Genomic DNA, 19,703 nt, shown 5'->3' with positions numbered 1-19,703 from the left:
TCTTTAAATAGATGAAATACCGATTTTTAAACGTTGGTCTTCGTGGCTTCACATTAGCAATCAAGTTTATATTGATACTCAGCCTTGCCATATTTCTGCCGCCGGAAGAAGTTGGTCTGTACGGCCTTATCACTGTTACTGTCTCGTACTCGATTTATTTTGTAGGTTTTGAGTTTTATACGTACAGCACCCGTGACCTTGTAGGTCGACCAAAAAACGAGTGGCCACGCCTGATTTCAACGCAGGTTATTTTCTTTGGGATCATGTACCTGTTTGTGCTGCCGCTGGTGAGTTTGATTTTTCTTTTTGGCCTGATACCATCGCAATTCATGGCCGGGTTTCTGGGTCTTATTATCCTTGAGCACTTATCTGCGGAATTAATGCGGCTACTCGTCGCAATGGAAAAACCCTTTCGGGCCACGGTGATAATATTCTTCAAACAGGCGCTCTGGGCCATTTGTTTTATTATTGCCATGTGGCTGTTCCCAACCGTAAGAAACATTGAGACGCTATTACTGTTCTGGATGGTTGGGGTGGGCTTGGGAATAACTGTTGGAATCAGCCCTTTACTTAAACTCGATTGGGGGGCATCGTGGATAAGACCGGACTGGAATTGGGTAAAAAGAGGCATTTGGATTGCGCTTCCACTTTTAATTTCTTCCATTGCAGCAAGGTCTTTATTTACCTTAGATCGTTATGCATTTGAGGTATTCAATGGTTTAGCATTGTTAGGCGCGTACAGTATTTATATGAGTATTGCTGCTGCAATGCTTTCATTTATGGAGTCTGGCGTATTCGTATTCTTCTATCCAAAAATGATGAAGGCATACAAAAATAGAGATTTTATAGGATTTGCGACTGCATACAATAAACTGGTAAAGCAGTCTTTTATTTGGATGCTGGTGTTGCTAGTTTGCATATCTATAACGATACCGATTATTTTTTCATTTCTTAGCGAAAAAATATATGCAGAAAATGTTTCACTATTCTATGGAATTCTTTTTGCTGTATCAGTGTTCTTGGTTGGGTATGTATACCAATACGCACTCTATGCAACATCAAGAGATAAAATTATCATTTTTGCAAATGTTATCGGATTACTCGTAGCAGCAATATTAGTTTTTATTGTTGGCCGCTACAATGCCTATTGGGCTGTAACTGTTGCTATGATCGCTGGTTGTTCTATTTCGGGATTAATTAAGTACAAATACTGGAAAAATATTAATATAGAACTACTTATGTTAAAATAATTTATAATTAAATGCTCGTTTACAAATCCTTGATAGTTATAATTTTTAAGAGGTGTTTTTTCTTATATTCTTTGGAAAGAATAGTGAAGTTTTTATGATTCCTTTTAAGTTTTTGAAAACTAAAAAAGTTGTTCTAAGTTCGGTTGATTCTCCCAGGAGAGATCTTGGTTGGAGGCTTTTAATGGCGAAAAAGCTTGCTGAACAGGGTATCTCTACCGTCTTGGGGCGACCGCATGATATTTTTTTGGTTATGTCGCTATTACGGAGAGCTTTGATATTTGGTAGATTTGGAGGCAATACTGGAAGAGGGCGATTCGATATTGATTTCATAAACCAAATTGAATCAACCAAATCATCAATGTTTTTTTTGCACGATGAAGGTGCGTTCTATTATAAGGATGAGTATGAATCAGCGGTAAAAAGAATATATCCCGAAGAATACTTCTCAAGGCCTTTTCTTAAAAAGGTTTATTTTTGGGGAGACCGACAGAGATTCGTATTCAGCGATGTATATGCCGACTGTTCCCTGGATATTTGTGGTGCACCCCGTCTGGATTATTTAAGGTACCTTTTAGCTCGGGAGGGGTCAGAACGAAAGCAAACCGGAGAGAATAGAAAAGACTATGTGTTGGTTTGCAGTAGGTTTGCAGGAATTTCTCCTGCCAAAGATGATATTTCATTAATATCAGATAGCTTTTTGAATATAAGAATGCAAACAGAGGGCGCCGAAGAAAGTTCCGAAGGTGATCTGTTCCGCCAGCAAGTGAAAAGATGGTGTTCAGTATCCATTGATAGGGCTCGCTTTATCGATGCCATATATGATCTCGCGGCAAACCACCCTGAAATTGAATTTGTTTTCAGGCCGCACCCGGGCGAGGATGCTTCACTTTATAGATCACTGTACCGATTTTTGGGTAATGTGATAGTCGATAAATCGGGGGACCTTACCAGTGTCCTTGGAGGAGCCCGTTTATTTATCCACTCCGAAAGCACAAGTGGAGTTGAAGCGGCGGTCATTGGCATACCCTCGATCAATTTCTCATCCAGACACGACGGTGGCCATACCATTGCTGGAGCATCGGAGATTGGAGAAACGGTTAAAGATTTTAATGAACTTGACAGAACCTTCAATCGATTACTTTACAATCCGAAATCCTCCTTACACGTGGACGCCGAAATACTGGCCCCTTATGTGCGAAATTCTACAAGAGAGTTTAACGCGATTGAGGAGATATGTACCGATATTTATCAGCATTTCAGTGAAAACAACACGAGCTTTAAGATATCTGGACACTGCTTTAAAAATAAGTTTTTGTTTTATTTTTCCAGAAAGATGTTTTATTTATTTAAGTCTTTCATCATTAAAGTTGGCAATGAAGATAAAGCCTCAGGATTTAATAAGAGCTTCATTCTGGAGCAGTGGCGGATGCTAGATGGGCGACCGGATTTAATTACTATATCCTCAGGAGTCGTTTTTATAGTTCCTGGCGAATGAAAGATGCTATGTCAAAAAAACGGTTGGATTCTTAGCTGACAACGGCTCAGCAATTACCGGATAAATTTTAAGTATATGAAAATACAGTGAATGCACAACTGGCCTGGAAGCAGAGCAGAGTCTTAAGCCAAACATTAATTTCAGGCCCTGTATCAATCACCCGTTATTTCATAATTATGAGGTTGCTGGTGCTTCGGATGTGGAAACCATTGTAAAGAATTATGACGAGTTGTGCGAAGCATTATATACATTTGTCGGCAGCAATTTTGTTTTTAAAGATTCTGGATATGACGCGTCATAATTGGCCCTAAACTTAAGAGAAAATGTTTCCAGTACGGATTTAATATGTAACATGCTTGAAGATTATGTTAAGGGTACTGAAAGATCTTTATAAATCAATCCAGCTTATCGCTCTATGAATTATCTGCAGTATTCGAGTTTGTATTTTTTGAAAAGGTTTTAAAAATATTTTAGGGTAACTTGGAGTGGAACAATTTAAAAATATCCATATTGTTGTGGGTGATTTGAAGTTTTTTTAAATATATTGACACACGTTTTATTAAATTATGGAATTGTTTTTTTTTAAAGACACAGCTATAAAATTCAAGTTAAACTTATTTATTTTTAACCTGGACAATCTACCTAAAAATTATTTTAATATTCTTTTATGTTAATATCCTTTTTAATATTTTTTATTCCTGCATTATTTTTAAGAAAAAGATATGCAATATCTTCTTTTATTTTTTTATTAATTTCCTTGTCTTTTTTTTCTGGCTGGCTAATAGGGAAAAAACTTTATATAGAAACTTTGATTGATGTTTTTAATTTTATATTTATTGTATTTTTACTTTTATGTTTTGGAATGTCTTTTTTATTTTTTAAAACTAGAAAAGAATTTTTATGTAATAATATTAAATACTTCAAGATAATTTTTTTTCTTTTAATAGTTTTTTTGTTTCCTGCATTAATTATAAATATTTTTGTAATCACTAAATCTTTGAATTATGTTCTTATTGACAATATAAGTATTACTGAATTCAAAAACCAGGGTGAAGCTGCTATCCTTATTAGGAGTTGGTTCCCTCCTATTGTGATTTCTTATGTCAATTTTGTGTCTGCATTGGGCATTATTTCTTTGGCTTATCACTTCTATTTTGTGTCTATAAGATATTATTATTTATCGTTTATTTTTTTCGTTCTAAGCCTTAATTTACCCTTAGTTGGTCTACATGGATTGTCAAGGTCGTCGGTTGTTCAATTTCTTTTAATGTACGCATGTGCTTACATTTATGTTTTTCCTACTTTGAAAAAGGATATACGTAAAAAGTTAAATTTAATGGGTTTGAGTTTAGGTTCTTTGACGTTGTCGGTATTTTTAATCATAACGTCATACAGGTTTTCTGATTCCAATTACTATCAGATTCCCGACGAATCAGTTATCAAAAATACAGTTCTCTATTCCATCTTTGATTATTTTTCACAGTGGATCGGCAATAGCTTAGTTGTTTTGAAAAACTTTTCATTTTCTAATCTTTGGTATGGAAAATCTTCTTTTGCATTGTTTGATTATATAATAGAAAAGTTTGGTTATAATGTTACTTCTTATATTGATCTTCGTTATGACTCGCTTGGTATATATGGAAGTAAGTTTAATGGCCTTATAGCAACACTAGTATATGATTTTAGCCATGTTGGTACTTTGCTGTTTGTTTTTTTATTCACCTTAGTTGTTTTCATCAGCTCATCTCCCGGCCCTAGATTAAGCATATTTAAACTACCACTGATTTGTTTTTTGGTCTCAATCCCCCTATTGTTTTTTTCTAACAATTATCTGTCGAATGTACTATTTTCATTATCTGGGGTTTATGCAGTAATTTTTTTTATTTTTTCCAAGGTGAAGTTTGCTTTTTAATATATCGTTATGACTTCTTCCTGTTTATAAATACATTTATCAATATTCAAATGATTAAAAATACTGCACCTTGGTCTCTGATTTTAAAAAATTCATGTGAAAGGATTACGAAATGGATTCCAATTTAATCCTCTTGGATTGCACGCTGAGAGATGGTGGCTACTATAACTCATGGGATTTTTCAGATAGGTTGGTTGCTGAGTATTTAGGTGCCATTGGCGAGAGTGGTGTTGATATCGTTGAGCTGGGTTTGCGTTCACGAAAACCTGGTGGTTTTAAAGGTATGTTCGCATACTGTTCCGAAGAGCATCTTGCTGCGTTACCGATCCCAGAGCATCTTAAAGTTGGTGTAATGGTCAATGCGTCTGAATTTCTCTCTGCTGACAGTATTTTAGAATCTCTTGAAGAGTTGTTTCCGCTTCCCGCTGTCGAATCCCGCATCGACCTTGTCCGAATTGCGTACCATTTGCACGAAGTGCCAAATGGGCTCTCTGCGATTTCCTGGCTGAAGGATAGGGGATATCAGGTTGGCATAAACCTCATGCAGATTTCTGCTGCAGCCCGTCATGAAATCACTGAGTTGGCTCGTTTGTTTGAAAAAACACCGACTGATGTTCTCTATTTTGCGGATTCCTTGGGGAGCATGACCCCTGACGCTGTTGCTGATATCATCAGGACCATTCGTGAGGGGTGGAGTGGTCCAATCGGTATTCACACCCATGACAGTATGGGAATGGCGCTACAAAATACCTTAAGGGCTATTGATGAAGGAGCTACTTGGTTAGACGCTACTGTTACGGGGATGGGTCGAGGTCCGGGTAATGCAAAAACTGAGGAGCTTGCTATTGAGGTGGCAGAGCGTCGCTCAGATAACAGGCTTTTGGTCCCTCTTTTTCGGCTTGCATCTTCATACTTTCAACCGCTGCAAAATAAATATGGATGGGGTACAAACCCTTACTATTACCTAGCGGGAAAATATGGCATCCACCCGACATATATTCAGGAAATGCTAAGGGACAACCGTTATGATGAAGCCGATGTGTTGGCTGTCATTCACCATTTGCGGCGTGTCGGTGGCAGGAAATTCAGTACCAATACCCTAGATACAGCCCGTAGTTTTTATCAAGGAGGAGCGACAGGTCAATGGAACCCAGCTAAGAGTTTTTCCGGGCGTGAGGTGCTTATTCTGGGCGCGGGTCCGGGGGCTCGTGATCACTCCACTGCGTTGGAAATTTTTATCTCTAAACATCGTCCAGTTGTCTTGGCGCTTAATACACAATCTGCGATAGCAGATGATTTGATTGATTTCCGCGTTGCGTGCCATCCGATACGTTTGTTAGCGGATGCTCCAAAACATCGTAAGAGTCGGCAGCCGATTATAATGCCATATTCGATGTTACCTGTTGACGTCCAAAGTTCCTACGATCCGGAACTTATACTTGATTTCGGTCTGAGCGTGGAATCCGGGAAGTTTGAGTTTGGTGATATGGATTGTGTAGTACCCTTACCGCTGGTAGTGGCTTACGCCCTCGCCATCGCCAGCAGCGGTGGTGCTGATCGCGTTTATATGGCGGGCTTTGATGGTTACGGAGCTGATGATCCTCGTACTGAGGAAATGCAGGATATTTTTAATAGCTATGAGAACACTAACAGAGCCTGTCCTGTTTTGGCTGTGACTCCTACACGTTACAAAATGCCCTTAACATCAATTTATTTACTGTGAGTTTCCCATGAGAACAGTTGTCATTATCCCTGCCAGGTTCGCTTCCAGTCGTTATCCGGGTAAACCTCTGGTGCCGTTACTGGGCAAGCCTATGATCTTGTGGGTTGCCGAACTGGCAGCGCGAGCATTGGGGTGCCAGAATGTGTACATCGCTACGGATGACGAGCGTATTGCGAAGGTTGTGGTGGATGCTGGATTCAGAGTTGTGATGACAGGTACAGCGTTAACGGGTACGGATCGAATTGCGGAAGCAGCATCTAAAATCGAGGGTGATATTTTCATAAACATGCAGGGCGATGAGCCCCTTGTGGACCCATTAGATATCTTGAGAATACGGGACGCTAAGTTGGATAACCTTGAAATGGTGATCAATGGATACGCTATGATGGGTGACACAGAAGATCCATCTAGTATCAATATCCCCAAGGTCATCACAAATGAAAAAGATATATTGGTATATATGTCTCGTCTTCCGGTCCCTGGATTCAAGGATAGTAAGAATGCTCCGACTCGGTATAAAAAACAGGTTTGTATCTATGCATTTTCTAAAGACGAACTTCAGAAATACAGAGAATTTGGTAGGAAAAGTTTTTTGGAGCAATGTGAGGATATTGAGATATTGCGTTTTTTTGAGCTTGGCGTACCGGTAAAGATGGTTCAGACAAAACCAGGAAGCCTAGCTGTTGATGTTCCTGAGGATGTAGCAAAGGTTGAATCTGCATTGCAGGGATCACAACCATGAGGCGTAAAATTCAAGCATACTCAACATTGATCTTTGATTGTGATGGTGTTGTTCTGAACTCGAATGGTTTAAAAACCAAAGCGTTTTATGAAACCGTTGTCGATTTTGGTCGTGATGCCGCAGACAAACTTGTTGAGTATCATCAAAAAAATGGCGGTATTTCTCGGTTTAAAAAGTTCGCGTATTTTCTTACCGAAATTGCTCCCAATGTAGAAGAATTGCCATCCCTTGATGAACTAGTAAATACTTATGCCGGCATAGTCAGAAAAGGGCTGTGTGAAAGCCAAATAGAACCTCATCTTCTAGATTTTAAACATGCAAGCCCTGGCTCAAAATGGTTAATTGTGTCTGGTGGTGCACAGGATGAATTAAGATGGGTGTTTCAGGAAAAGGGGATTAAGGAGCTATTCGATGGTGGGATATTTGGTTCTCCCGACTCGAAGGAGGAAATTCTAGCTCGTGAAATCGGTTGCAGGAATATAGTAGAACCTGCACTATTTATTGGGGATAGTAAGTACGATTATTTGGCCGCTAAAAAGTACGATATAGATTTTGTTTTCATTAAGCAATGGACGGAATTCGCTGATTGGTCTGAATTTTGTTGCTCCCATAATATTGTTGTCTGTGAAGGGCTAAACGATATTTTTCAAAATAGATCTGAGTGATATGTCAAAAGAGTTAAAACTAGTCCGGGATTCGTGGCGCATCAAAATTGACGATGATTGGAAAAAATTGGACCTTGAAAATGTTTATACTGAAAGTTTTGTAGATGAGATCAATTCTTTCACGCATAAGCCATCATCTGACTATGTAAACGAATTATTTTTTTATTATTATGTGAAATATAAGGAACTAAAGAAGTCGACACCTAACGTAGAGAAGGCTTCTTTTTCTTGGGATTCAAGACTCTCTGACAAAGGTATTCTTTCTCACTTAAAGGCTGACTCTCACTTAGACAAGAGCCTAGTTGAGAATATTTTCTTTCCTCTTCAGGCTCTGTTTGCTTTTGTTTCTTGTCTATTTTTAACTGTCTTTATTACTTCTTTCTTGCCTTTTTTCTTCTTATCAAAGGGTAGTAGACGACCCTCATCAGTTAAGAATGATTTAAAATCCTATAGAGAAGTTTTTCTGATTCGAAGTAAGTCCGGTTACGCGCGAGCAAAAGAAATTATTTTTGAAAAAACAAACTGTTTGGTCTTAATTGATAACTTTTCTACCCTTAATATTCCAGGAAATTCAATCTATTCCATATTATGGTCATTAAGTTTTCCGAGAATTTATATCAGAACTCTATGGTGTACCATAAGGGATTTGTTTCTGTTTTATAGGGATGCACAGGGCTTTTTAGGAAGGTGGTTTGCACTTTCTGTATACTGTAACTATTGGAAAAGAATTCCTCATAAGGCCCTCTATGAAGCATGCTTGGAGGAGGTTCTAGCGTACACTTCAGAAAATATAGAATTTTTTTCTGGGGAAAAGGAAGACCGTTTCGCTTTACTACAGACGCGGTGTTGTAGGCAGAGGGGTAGACATTTAACGTGTTTTCCTCACGGTTTGGAATATGGTTTTAAATTCCCTGGCGGTCTGTGTGGGGATGTTTTTTATTGCTTCAGCGAGAATGCTAGAAAAATACTTCAGTCGATATATTCTTTAGATAAATTTTTTTATTCCGACGAGGTTCTTAATAAGATGCTAGGAATAAATAAGAGTAGTGAGGGGGATGAAGTAATTAATCAAATTTGTTTTTTCACCGAACCTAGAGAGCAGCACGTTAATATTAAAATAATTGATGAATTAATACGTAGGGGAATTAAGTTTTCAATCAAACTGCATCCCCTTGAAGATCAAGCTACTTATACAAGTCATTTTCCAGATATAGACATTGTTCAAGAATTAGGCAAGGCGTTAAGCTCATCAGTTTGTCTCTCTAGGAAGTCAACGGTCCTTGTTGAGTCTTCACAGCGCGGCAGATTAGCAATAGCTATCCTTGTAAGCAATAAAGATAAGTTTTATGTAGAACATTTGTTTCCATCTTTATCTTCTGAAAAAATCATAAAAGTGACTGACTGGGTTGAGCTAACCCAAGTTTTAACAGCACATAAAATTGAATGGAAAAGAGATGCTTAAAGAAAAAACTCTATTGATAACTGGTGGCACCGGCTCCTTCGGCAATGCCGTTCTCCGCCGCTTCCTCAACACTGATATCAAGGAAATCCGCGTCTTCAGCCGCGATGAAAAGAAACAAGAAGACATGCGGATCGGTCTAGCTAATCCAAAAGTTAAGTTTTATATCGGCAATGTCCGTGACTACGACAGTTTGCTTTACGCTATGGAAGGGGTCGATTACGTCTTTCAGGCAGCAGCCTTGAAGCAGGTGCCTTCGTGCGAATTTTACCCTTTAGAGGCAGTTAAAACAAATGTTCTCGGTACTGAAAACGTCCTGAATGCCGCCATTGCCAAAGGGGTGGAGCGGGTGATTGCTTTGAGTACTGACAAAGCTGTTTACCCAATTAATGCCATGGGCATATCCAAGGCGATGATGGAAAAAATCGTTGTCGCAAAGTCGCGTTTTGTGAATCCCGATAAAACCATGCTTTGCTGTACCCGTTACGGCAATGTCATGGCTTCGCGGGGCTCAGTCATTCCACTTTTTATCAAGTTGATTAAAGAAGGAAAACCCCTGACAGTAACCGACCCGAGCATGACCCGTTTTCTGATGTCACTAGACGATGCTGTTGATCTGGTGCTTTATGCTTATGAGCATGGACAGCAGGGTGACACATTTGTTCAGAAAGCTCCGGCCTCCACTATAAATGATCTTGCACAGGCCCTGCTGGAGCTCTTTGAGGCTGATAATGAGATCAAAGTCATCGGTACCCGCCATGGCGAGAAGCTCTATGAGTCATTGATGACCCGTGAAGAAATGGCTCATGCGGAAGATCTTGGCGGATACTATCGCATTCCGGCGGACAATCGCGACCTCAACTACAACAAGTACTTTGTTGAAGGCGAGCAGAACCTTACGCAGTTTGAAGACTATCATTCACACAATACCGAACGTTTGACCATTGAGCAGATAAAAGAAAAACTGTTGTCTCTGGATTACGTCAGGCGCGAACTGGCAGGTGAAACAACCGATGTTCGGCAGAGGTGAAAAGAGCGAGGATTTAAGGAGTAAGGTGCTAGCTGCAGGATCCTGCTTAAGGGTTGAAACTCCAGGCTCAAGCTCGACTTTCCATCTTAAAAAGGATTTCTTGTGACTAACATTCTCATAACCGGATCTTCCGGTTTTGTCGGCAAAAACCTGATCGAGACATTACGGCAACGCAAAGAATATGTGTTGCTCACGTTTGATATTGAAGATGACCCTGCCACGCTTTCGACCCTCTGTTCACAGGCCGATTTCATCTTTCACCTGGCAGGCGTCAATCGCCCACAACATCAGGAAGAATTCGCCACCGGTAACGCCGGTTTGACGGAAGAAATCACATCGATTTTGCTGGAACAGGGCAGGGCGGTGCCGATTGTCCTGTGCTCCTCCACTCAGGCGACTCTGGATAATCCTTACGGGATCAGCAAACGGCAGGCTGAAGAGGTTGTATTGGCCTATGGGCAGGCAACTGGTGGCAGGGTTTATGTCTATCGGTTGCCTAATCTTTTTGGGAAGTGGTGCCGCCCCAATTATAACAGCGCCGTCGCCACCTTTTGCCATAATATCGCTCACGATCTGCCAATCAAGGTTAATGATCCGTCCGTGATCATGACATTGGCATATATCGATGATGTGGTCGCTTCATTTGTTGCCTGTCTTGATGGTCGCGCTACTGTTCAGGATGGCTATGCCGTGGTGGATCCGGTACACACTATTAAATTGGGCGAAATTGTAGCGTTACTGCATTCTTTCAAGCAGAGCCGCCAGTGGCTCAATATCCCTGATATGTCAGATCTGTTCACCAAAAAGCTCTACAGCACCTACTTGAGCTTCCTGCCGACTGATGACTTCAGCTACCCGTTGAAGATGAACAAGGATGATCGCGGTTCCTTTACGGAGTTCATCCGTACATCAGATCGTGGCCAGGTGTCCGTCAATGTCTCCAAACCTGGAATTACCAAGGGCAACCACTGGCATAACACCAAAAATGAAAAGTTTCTGGTGGTCAGTGGGCAAGGTGTTATCCGCTTCCGCAAAATTGGCAGCGATGAAATCATTGAATACCATGTCTCCGGCGAAAAGCTCGAAGTCGTCGATATCCCTACCGGTTATACCCACAATATTTACAATACTGGAAATAGTGATATGGTGACGATCATGTGGGCAAACGAACGTTTTGATCCCGAGAACCCTGATACTTACTTTGAACCGGTATAGAAGAATAGCCACACATTTCTAGATAAAAATCATATTTTTACATAAAGTCAGATACGAAGATAATGTAGAAAATCAATAAATACAGCTTGATAAGACTTATTTATGGCTGGTGGTCTTCGTGTGAATCGTAAAATGTTGTTGGAGTAAATAATGAAAAAACTCAAAGTTATGACGGTTGTAGGTACCCGCCCGGAGATTATTCGGCTCTCACGCGTGATCGCCAGTTTGGACGAACACTGTGAGCACATACTTGTCCATACCGGTCAGAACTACGATTATGAGCTGAATGAAATATTTTTTCAGGATTTGGATATTCGCAGACCTGACCACTTTCTGCATGCTGCGGGTGCCAGTGGCGCTGAGACCATCGGGAACGTTATCATTGCTGTTGATCGAGTCCTGGCGGATGTTCAGCCTGAAGCCCTGCTGGTTCTGGGTGACACCAATAGTTGTATGGCCGTGGTTCCGGCTAAACGTCGTAAAATCCCGACATTTCATATGGAGGCCGGTAACCGTTGTTTTGATATGCGGGTGCCGGAGGAAATCAACCGCCGCATTGTGGATCATACGGCGGATATCAACCTGCCTTACAGCGCTATCGCTAGAGATTACCTGCTGCGTGAGGGGCTGCCACCCGATCGCATTATTAAAACCGGCAGCCCGATGTTCGAGGTGCTCAATTACTTCCGTAGTGGAATTGAAGCTTCCGATATATTGGAGCGACTTGACCTGACCGAAGGACAGTTCTTTGTTGTCAGCGCCCATCGCGAAGAAAACGTGGATTCCGACAAGAATTTTCTGGCGTTGGTTGATACCCTGAACGCTGTGGCTGAGCAGTACGGTTATCCCGTCATAGTGTCTACCCATCCCCGAACCCAGAAACGGGTTGATGCCCTGAGTGTGACATTCCATAGTAATGTGCATCTGCTGAAGCCGCTGGGTTTTAAGGACTACAATAAGTTGCAGATGTGTGCAAAAGCGGCGCTGTCAGACAGTGGCACCATCAGTGAAGAGGCTTCTATTTTGAACTTTCCGGCGTTGAATATCCGTGAGGCCCACGAGCGACCGGAGGGGATGGAAGAGGCTGCAGTGATGATGGTGGGCTTAAGCCGGGAGCGCGTATTACAGGGCCTGACAGTTCTGGACAGCCAGAAACGTGGAATTGATCGTACCCTCAGGCTGGTGGCCGATTACAGCATGCCGAATGTGGCAGAAAAAGTTGTACGCATACTTCACAGTTATCGTGACTATGTCATGCAGACTGTCTGGAAAGAGTACTAAGTCTCTAGTATGACAACATCTTACTCTGGACGGCGAAATATCGTCATCATCAACCGCAGCTTCTGGCCTATTTATCCGGTTATTGGAGAAGCCCTGCTGCGTTTGGCAGAAAAGCTGTCTGTTTCTCATTCTGTTTCTGTCATCCTCCAGGATCACGTGGGAATTCGACAACATCTGGCAGAAAAAGGGCGAGGTGAGGGTGTAGAATTCTTTCCTGGAAAGGCCTGGTCCATCTCATCCAGCGGAATTCTGGTGAGAGCATTAGACACGGTTTATTTTATGTGCTGGGTGGTGATCACACTTTTGCGAACGCGCCCACAAGTCATATATGTATCAACCGATCCGCCTGTCCTGATTCCATTTGTGGTGATGATCTACGCTCGGCTGTTTCGGGCTCACTATATCTATCATCTGCAGGACATTCACCCGGAGGCGGCCAGCGTTGTTGTGCGTGTTCAGCCATTGTTGTTTCGCCTGTTGCGCTGGATGGATTGCGTGACCATGCGCCGAGCTCAGGCGTTGATTACCATTACCGACGAAATGGCCGAAGAAATTCGCCAGCGCTCCGGCACGAAAGCCCTAATACATGTTATCAGTAACCCTGCGGTTTCTTTTGACCAGGTGATCCCTCGTCTGCAAAGGGTTCGTGGCTTTTCGTTTTGTGGAAATTTAGGACGTCTTCAACGCATTCCCTTGATGATTGAGTCGATCACCGAGTTCCTTAAAACCGGCGGTAAGCTGCGATTTGTCTTTGCAGGTGGAGGTTTGTTTTCCTCTGACATGGCTGCTCTGGCTAAGCGTTATGATCAGGTTGAATACCTCGGCAAGATCTCTGCCACGGATGCTGCTCAGTTAAATTGCGATTATGAGTGGGCTTTGCTGCCTATAGAGGATGAAGTGACCCGGTACGCGTTTCCCAGTAAGTCCTCTTCCTATGTGTTTTCTGGAGCTGCAGTGATGGCCGTCTGTGGTGAGGATACCAGTGTAGCTCGGTGGGTCTCGGGTAATCGCCTTGGCGTTGTTGTGCCGCCGACCCTGGAGGCAATCGTAGAGACTTTTCGCGCTGTTGAAAAGGGTGAGATCAGTTTTGGTAGTTTTTCGGAAGACAGATCAAGCCTGAAACAGGCGTTGAGTTTTGAACAGTTTTTACAGCGACTGGATGAGTATATTGTCCCTGAGCTCAGGACGTAACAGGTACATATCTTATGACGGTCGAGTCCGAAAAGGATCCCGGTGCTGTCTTTAATGGTTGAGAAAGCGGTTTTTTGATTACCCAGGAGTAGATGGATGTCTGTTATCTTAATCACCGGCGTCACAGGCTTTATTGGTCGCGAACTCTGCTCACGGTTACTGGCAGCAGAACGTGATTTGCGCTACGTGATTCGCAATTCATTGTCTTTGAACAATGAAGTTGTCGTCACCGATATCGGCCCTGATACCCAGTGGAAAGAGGCTCTGACCGATGTTGACACCGTGATCCATCTGGCCGCTCGCGTCCATATTATGAAAGACGAGATCAGTGACCCGTTAGCTGAGTTCCGCCGGGTTAATGTGGCAGGAACCCTCAACCTTGCCCGCCAGGCAGCCGCCGCCGGGGTCAAACGCTTCATTTTTTTAAGTAGTGTCAAGGTTAACGGTGAAGAAACTTCATCGGGGCGCTTTTTCACGGAACAGGATACGCCTGCACCTCAAGATCCTTATGGCTTCTCTAAGCAGGAAGCTGAAGAAGGTTTACACCGGTTGACAAAAGAAACCGGCATGGAAGTTGTTATTATCCGTCCGCCCCTGGTTTATGGTCCGGGCGTCAAAGGCAATTTCCTGAGCATGGTGCGCTGGATCAGCAAAGGCATCCCCCTGCCACTTGGTGCCATCCACAACCAGCGCAGCCTGGTCGCCCTTGATAACCTCGTCGACTTAATCATCACCTGTATCGATCATCCTGCCGCTGCCAATCAGACCTTTCTCGTTGCCGATGGCGAAGACCTTTCCACAACCGACCTGCTGCGTCGCGTCGGACAGGCGCTGGGTAAGCCGGCACGTCTGGTTCCTGTCCCTGTGGGATTGCTCAAGTTGGGAGCTGTGCTAATTGGCAAACAGGCTATTGCGCTGCGCCTGTGCGGCAATCTGCAGGTGGATACTTCCAAGGCACGAGAAGTGCTGGGCTGGGATCCGGTAGTAAGTTTGGATGAAGGTTTGAAAAAAGCAGTCAATATGACCGCAGATAACTGCAGATAGAAAAGGTTTTATATGCTCCGAATGTTTGACATTATTTTTTCTCTGATTGGCTTAACCCTTGGTGCTCCGGTTTTTTTCATAATCGCTATTCTAGGGTACTTTGATACCGGTTCCCCTATCTTCCGTCAGGAACGCGTCGGCAGGAACAAAATGCCGTTTATCCTGGTGAAGTTTCGTACCATGAAACTTGACACCGTATCCGTAGCCAGCCACCTGGCATCATCCTCTTCGATCACCAGACTCGGGAGCTTTTTACGTAAAACCAAGCTGGATGAATTGCCGCAGTTGTGGAATGTGCTGAAAGGGGAGATGAGTCTGGTAGGCCCGCGACCGAACCTGTTCAATCAGGAGGAACTGATCACTGAGCGTGCCGAGCTTGGTGTGTACTCTGTGCGGCCTGGAGTTACGGGCCTGGCACAAGTTAATGACATCGACATGTCGACTCCGCAACTGTTGGCGGAAACGGATGCGCTGATGATCAAGGAGTTAACGGTTAGCAAGTACTTCTCTTACATTCTGCAGACGGTCACCGGCAAAGGATCGGGCGATCGGGTCAGTCAGAATAGTGGAAACGGTAATCAACAATGATATGAAAATCGTGCTGCCATCTGTCTGACATTTATGTTTTAATTGACTCCCGAAGCTGATCACAGATTCATTCTGTACTTGCAAATTTCCGGGGGGTTGTCGTTCATGGATATATTTATTCAACGTTTTCAGCGATACCGGCTTATTATCACCTTTTTGCTGACGGCGTTGATCATCAGTGCTTCTTTATTGCTTGCCTATGCTGTTCGTTTCGATTTAACCATCCCCTCTATGTATCGTGGCAGGATTGCCGAACTGCTGCCGGCTGTTATCGCTATCAAATTGGCAACCTTCTGGTTCTTTGGAGCCTTCAGGGGCTGGTGGCGCTATGTGTCCATGCCGGATCTTGTCCAGATCGTTAAAGCAAACCTGGTCGGTTCACTGATTTTTGTTGTTTATGCGGTGCTGGTCTATCGTCTCAATCTCATACCGCGATCAGTTCTGGTGCTGGACGGTATTTTTTGTTTTCTTCTCGTGGGGGGAATTCGTTTTACTACGCGGATGATACGTGAAACCTATCATCCCTGGCGTCAATTGAGAGACTCGGGACAGACCAAAAGGGTTCTTGTAGTTGGTGCCGGCGACGCCGGTCAGATGATTGTCAGGGAAATCCGCCAGAATCAGGCGTTAAATATTGATCTGGTAGGTTTTGTAGACGATGATCCGACCAAGCGGCATTCTTTGTTTCAGGGGCTCAAGGTCCTTGGCAATCAGAATGATCTTGAGTTTTTGTTGGGCAAACAACAGATTGATGAGATTATCATTGCGATTCCCTCTGCTACCGGGCGTGAAATCCGCTCGATTGTTAATCGCTGTCAGAAATATCAATGCCAGTTTAAAGTGCTGCCGGGTGTTGGTGAGTTGATTGATGGTCGTGTTAGCGTCCAGCAGATTCGTCAGGTCAATCTGAACGATCTGCTCGGGCGGGAACCGATTCATCTCGATTGTAAGGATATTCAAAACTATATTTCCGGAAAAAGAGTTCTGGTAACCGGGGCCGGTGGCAGTATCGGTAGTGAAATCTGTCGCCAGGTGATGCGTTTCAATCCGGCTAAACTGATTCTTTTTGAAAATGGTGAAACGCCTCTGTTTATGATTGAGCAGGAGTTGAGCAAACACTACCAGAGTATTCCTATCGTTCCGGTGATTGGAGATGTGCGTAACCGCTCGCGGGTCAATGTGATTTTTGATCAGCAGCAACCCCAGGTGGTATTTCATGCTGCGGCCTACAAGCATGTGCCATTGATGGAGACAAATCCCGCTGAGGCGGTCAACAATAACGTTCAGGGGACCGTTCTGCTGGCGGATGCGGCTGATTATTACGGGGTCGAGAAGTTTGTCATGGTCTCGACGGACAAGGCGGTGCGCCCGACGAATGTTATGGGGACGACCAAACGCATCGCCGAGATGTACGTGCAGTCTCTCAATAAGGGATCACAAACCAGCTTTGTTACCACCCGCTTCGGAAATGTGCTGGGGAGCAACGGCAGTGTGATTCCAACCTTCAGAAAACAGATCGAGGCCGGGGGCCCGGTTACAGTGACCCACCCGGAGGTAACCCGCTTTTTCATGACGATACCCGAAGCTACCCAGTTGGTGCTCCAGGCCGGTAGCATGGGCCAGGGGGGTGAGGTGTATCTGTTTGATATGGGTGACCCGGTTAAAATCACGACCCTGGCCGAGGAGATGATCCGACTCTCAGGCCTGGTCCCATATGAAGATATTGATATTGTCTATATCGGTCTGCGTCCTGGTGAAAAACTCTACGAAGAGCTGCTTCTTGGTGACGAAGGAGTGCTGCCGACCCCCCATAAAAAAATCTGTATTGCCCAGTCGGTGACGCCGCCTTATAAACAATTGGTTGAGCAAATTGCTGAGCTGGTGGGTAATGCCAAGATTCTTGATTACCAGGCCGTCGGGCGGGGACTGAAGCAGCTGGTGCCCGATTATACGCCGGCGCAGAACCAAAAGTTTTCGTCAAAAGAAAACCAAAACCTCTAGAACTGTAGACATGAACTGATGCTTACGGAAGCTCTCCTCTGGTTGAATATTCTTATCTGCCCGCTAGCTGTGGTGATCCTTGTGGTCCGCCGCTGTTTTACCGCAGCGACCCTGTTTTTTATCGCAGCGTTGTTTGGCCTTGCCTGGCTGAGTTTTATCGACCTTTCCTCCCTGCGATCGCCGGAACGTATCTATTCTTTACGCAGCATCGGTATGCCGCTAGAGGTTGTTGTGGTTTTTGCATGCTACTTTTATGCAAAAACGTCTTTTCGTGACAACTCCCGCATTTATCGTGGCGTCGGTTTCTGGATTGCTGTTGTGCTGTTTTTCTCCCTTTTTGTTTATGCGCTGGCGACCCCGAGTCTGCACTTGATTTTTTCTCCCGATTTTGCTGATGAACGAATCCTTTTTCTGACAACTCCAGGTTTTTTTATTTACCTGATGATGATGCTGGTGCTGGTCTTTGGTCTGGTACAACTGGAACGAACCCTGGCCGGCTTGCATGAACTGCAGCGCTGGAAAGTTAAACTTGAAGTGCTTGCCAGCGGCTTGTTGATGGCAGCTTTCGCTTTGTATTTCAGCCATAGCTTGCTCTTTCGCTCAATCAACGTCAATTATCTTCCTATCCGTTCGGTAGCTGTTATTGCCGCTGTCGCGCTTTTCTGTTACTCGCGTCTGGTGCGCGGCGATGGCGCCCGTCTTGCCTTGTCACGCGGCATTGCCCATCGTTCATTTGTCCTGTTGCTGGTGGGGGGCTATCTGATTCTGCTGGGCACGATCGGTGGCGGCTTGCGGTACCTGAATATCGGTGATGCCAAAGTGCTCATCAATATTCTGTTGTTGGTCGGAAGTCTGGTGTTGGCGGTGGTGTTTCTGTCGGAGCGGTTACGGCGTAAGCTGAAGGTTCTGCTGCAGAAAAACTTCTATCAGAGCAAATATGATTATCGCGAACAGTGGGAGCGGTTTTCCCATTATGCGGCTGGTGGTGGTAGTTTGACACAGATCCAGAATGCTATTCTTGATCATTTCTGTTCCATTCTGGCCTGCAAGGGCGCGGCGCTTTATCTTTACGATGATGAGCAGAATCACTTTTCACCGGCAGCTGCATTTAACTTCCCCCGCGACTGGCGGCCGTTTCTTGCTGACGACCCGGTGATGTGTCAGCTTGAAAAAAAAGACTGGATTCTCAACCTCCGTGATGACCCACCTGAGATGCAGGGATCGTTGCTGGAGACGATCCCTGAGCCGGATCTATTTTTGATCATACCGCTGTTTTTTGATGATGAACTGGCGGGTTTTATCCTGTTGGGGGAGCAGATTAACCCCGACGAGTTATTAAACTTTGAAGACTATGATATGTTGCGCATGCTGGCACGTCAGTCGATTACGACCATTCAGGGTCTGCGCCTTGCGGATCAGCTTGTGGTGGCGCGCGAACTGGCAGCGGTAGGCAAGGTTTCGACTTTTGTGTTACACGATCTGAAAAATCAGGTTTCCGGCTTATCCCTGCTGATGGATAATGCGGCGGAACATATTGACAATCCTGAGTTTCAACAGGATATGCTGGAAACCATCGGCAATACCGTATCCAACATGAAATCCCTGATTGCCCGCTTAAAAGGGTTAAAAGACAAGCCGCAGCTGGCTGTTGCATCGGTATCATTGGGAAAAATTATCGCTGATGCGGTGGGCACGGTCGGAGGCGTAATCCATATTGACGGTAAGCCGGAGGTTTCAGTTGCCGTTGATGAAGAGGAGATTTACAAGGTTCTTGTTAATTTACTGGTCAACGCCAGAGAAGCTTCGACAGACGGAAGTCCCGTTGCTGTTATTTACGGTGCAGACCTGGCACGGGGATGGGTCAAGGTTAAAGACAGCGGTTGTGGGATGAGTGCCGAATTTGTTCGTAATAATCTTTTCAAGCCATTTGAAACTACGAAAAAACATGGTTTCGGCATCGGCCTGTATCAATGTCAGCAGATCATTGCGGCCCATGATGGTGAGATCCTGGTTGACAGTCGTGAAGGTGAAGGGACGGAGTTTACCCTGCGGCTGCCTCTGGCCTTTGATATGAGGTCTTCTTGATGTTTAAGGCGACATTGTGGGG

At 44.1% G+C, this 19,703-nt stretch carries 15 protein-coding genes; all 15 read left to right on the top strand.

Annotated elements, in window-relative coordinates:
• Positions 1-11 precede the first annotated feature (11 nt).
• Positions 12-1,250, top strand: a complete 1,239-nt coding sequence (locus AC1931_RS03160; RefSeq protein WP_483875774.1) for a lipopolysaccharide biosynthesis protein — start codon at positions 12-14, stop codon at positions 1,248-1,250.
• A 94-nt stretch (positions 1,251-1,344) separates the two neighbouring features.
• Entirely contained in the window at positions 1,345-2,745 is a 1,401-nt protein-coding gene (locus AC1931_RS03155) for a surface carbohydrate biosynthesis protein (protein WP_483875773.1), read from the top strand.
• 667 nt (positions 2,746-3,412) lie between these two features.
• Positions 3,413-4,657, top strand: a complete 1,245-nt coding sequence (locus AC1931_RS03150; RefSeq protein ID WP_483875772.1) for an O-antigen polymerase — start codon at positions 3,413-3,415, stop codon at positions 4,655-4,657.
• Positions 4,658-4,769: 112 nt separating this feature from the next.
• Positions 4,770-6,380, top strand: a complete 1,611-nt coding sequence (locus AC1931_RS03145; RefSeq protein WP_483875771.1) for an aldolase catalytic domain-containing protein — start codon at positions 4,770-4,772, stop codon at positions 6,378-6,380.
• Between the two features lie 7 nt (positions 6,381-6,387).
• On the top strand, positions 6,388-7,122 hold the full coding sequence (locus AC1931_RS03140) for a 3-deoxy-manno-octulosonate cytidylyltransferase (protein WP_483875770.1): 735 nt from the start codon (positions 6,388-6,390) through the stop codon (positions 7,120-7,122).
• Complete coding sequence (locus tag AC1931_RS03135) at positions 7,119-7,787, top strand: HAD family hydrolase (protein WP_483875769.1); 669 nt, start codon at positions 7,119-7,121, stop codon at positions 7,785-7,787. Before AC1931_RS03140 ends, AC1931_RS03135 begins: the two co-directional genes overlap by 4 nt.
• Before the next feature lies 1 nt (position 7,788).
• On the top strand, positions 7,789-9,249 hold the full coding sequence (locus AC1931_RS03130; RefSeq protein ID WP_483875768.1) for a hypothetical protein: 1,461 nt from the start codon (positions 7,789-7,791) through the stop codon (positions 9,247-9,249).
• Complete coding sequence (locus tag AC1931_RS03125) at positions 9,242-10,276, top strand: polysaccharide biosynthesis protein (protein ID WP_483875767.1); 1,035 nt, start codon at positions 9,242-9,244, stop codon at positions 10,274-10,276. Before AC1931_RS03130 ends, AC1931_RS03125 begins: the two co-directional genes overlap by 8 nt.
• A 102-nt stretch (positions 10,277-10,378) precedes the next feature.
• Positions 10,379-11,491 carry a capsular polysaccharide biosynthesis protein CapF gene (locus AC1931_RS03120; RefSeq protein WP_483875766.1) on the top strand — a complete coding sequence of 371 codons (1,113 nt, stop codon included), beginning with the start codon at positions 10,379-10,381 and terminating at the stop codon, positions 11,489-11,491.
• A gap of 150 nt (positions 11,492-11,641) precedes the next feature.
• A complete protein-coding gene (gene wecB / locus AC1931_RS03115) occupies positions 11,642-12,772 on the top strand; it encodes a non-hydrolyzing UDP-N-acetylglucosamine 2-epimerase (RefSeq protein ID WP_483875765.1) in 1,131 nt (376 codons plus the stop codon).
• Between the two features lie 9 nt (positions 12,773-12,781).
• Positions 12,782-13,963, top strand: coding sequence for a glycosyltransferase (locus tag AC1931_RS03110; protein WP_483875764.1), 1,182 nt, complete (start codon positions 12,782-12,784; stop codon positions 13,961-13,963).
• Positions 13,964-14,059: 96 nt separating this feature from the next.
• A complete protein-coding gene (locus AC1931_RS03105; RefSeq protein WP_483875763.1) occupies positions 14,060-15,007 on the top strand; it encodes a UDP-glucose 4-epimerase family protein in 948 nt (315 codons plus the stop codon).
• 21 nt (positions 15,008-15,028) lie between these two features.
• A complete protein-coding gene (locus tag AC1931_RS03100) occupies positions 15,029-15,595 on the top strand; it encodes a sugar transferase (RefSeq protein ID WP_483875762.1) in 567 nt (188 codons plus the stop codon).
• Positions 15,596-15,700: 105 nt separating this feature from the next.
• A complete protein-coding gene (locus AC1931_RS03095) occupies positions 15,701-17,596 on the top strand; it encodes a polysaccharide biosynthesis protein (protein ID WP_483875761.1) in 1,896 nt (631 codons plus the stop codon).
• Positions 17,597-17,614: 18 nt separating this feature from the next.
• A complete protein-coding gene (gene prsK / locus AC1931_RS03090) occupies positions 17,615-19,681 on the top strand; it encodes an XrtA/PEP-CTERM system histidine kinase PrsK (protein WP_483875760.1) in 2,067 nt (688 codons plus the stop codon).
• Positions 19,682-19,703 lie beyond the last annotated feature (22 nt).

The sequence above is a fragment of the Pelovirga sp. C15f genome (genome assembly GCF_057178085.1).
The sequence above is the reverse complement of the archived record's forward strand: the minus strand, read 5'-3'. Positions and strand labels throughout refer to the sequence as shown.

What these genes read in the sequence shown, in the direction of transcription:
- AC1931_RS03130 (WP_483875768.1), top strand. Translation starts at nt 7,789, where the DNA reads ATGTCAAAAGAGTTAAAACTAGTCCGGGATTCGTGGCGCATCAAAATT.
- AC1931_RS03095 (WP_483875761.1), top strand. Translation starts at nt 15,701, where the DNA reads ATGGATATATTTATTCAACGTTTTCAGCGATACCGGCTTATTATCACC.
- AC1931_RS03110 (WP_483875764.1), top strand. Translation starts at nt 12,782, where the DNA reads ATGACAACATCTTACTCTGGACGGCGAAATATCGTCATCATCAACCGC.
- prsK (WP_483875760.1), top strand. Translation starts at nt 17,615, where the DNA reads ATGCTTACGGAAGCTCTCCTCTGGTTGAATATTCTTATCTGCCCGCTA.
- wecB (WP_483875765.1), top strand. Translation starts at nt 11,642, where the DNA reads ATGAAAAAACTCAAAGTTATGACGGTTGTAGGTACCCGCCCGGAGATT.
- AC1931_RS03135 (WP_483875769.1), top strand. Translation starts at nt 7,119, where the DNA reads ATGAGGCGTAAAATTCAAGCATACTCAACATTGATCTTTGATTGTGAT.
- AC1931_RS03125 (WP_483875767.1), top strand. Translation starts at nt 9,242, where the DNA reads ATGCTTAAAGAAAAAACTCTATTGATAACTGGTGGCACCGGCTCCTTC.
- AC1931_RS03150 (WP_483875772.1), top strand. Translation starts at nt 3,413, where the DNA reads ATGTTAATATCCTTTTTAATATTTTTTATTCCTGCATTATTTTTAAGA.
- AC1931_RS03145 (WP_483875771.1), top strand. Translation starts at nt 4,770, where the DNA reads ATGGATTCCAATTTAATCCTCTTGGATTGCACGCTGAGAGATGGTGGC.
- AC1931_RS03160 (WP_483875774.1), top strand. Translation starts at nt 12, where the DNA reads ATGAAATACCGATTTTTAAACGTTGGTCTTCGTGGCTTCACATTAGCA.
- AC1931_RS03140 (WP_483875770.1), top strand. Translation starts at nt 6,388, where the DNA reads ATGAGAACAGTTGTCATTATCCCTGCCAGGTTCGCTTCCAGTCGTTAT.
- AC1931_RS03105 (WP_483875763.1), top strand. Translation starts at nt 14,060, where the DNA reads ATGTCTGTTATCTTAATCACCGGCGTCACAGGCTTTATTGGTCGCGAA.
- AC1931_RS03155 (WP_483875773.1), top strand. Translation starts at nt 1,345, where the DNA reads ATGATTCCTTTTAAGTTTTTGAAAACTAAAAAAGTTGTTCTAAGTTCG.
- AC1931_RS03100 (WP_483875762.1), top strand. Translation starts at nt 15,029, where the DNA reads ATGTTTGACATTATTTTTTCTCTGATTGGCTTAACCCTTGGTGCTCCG.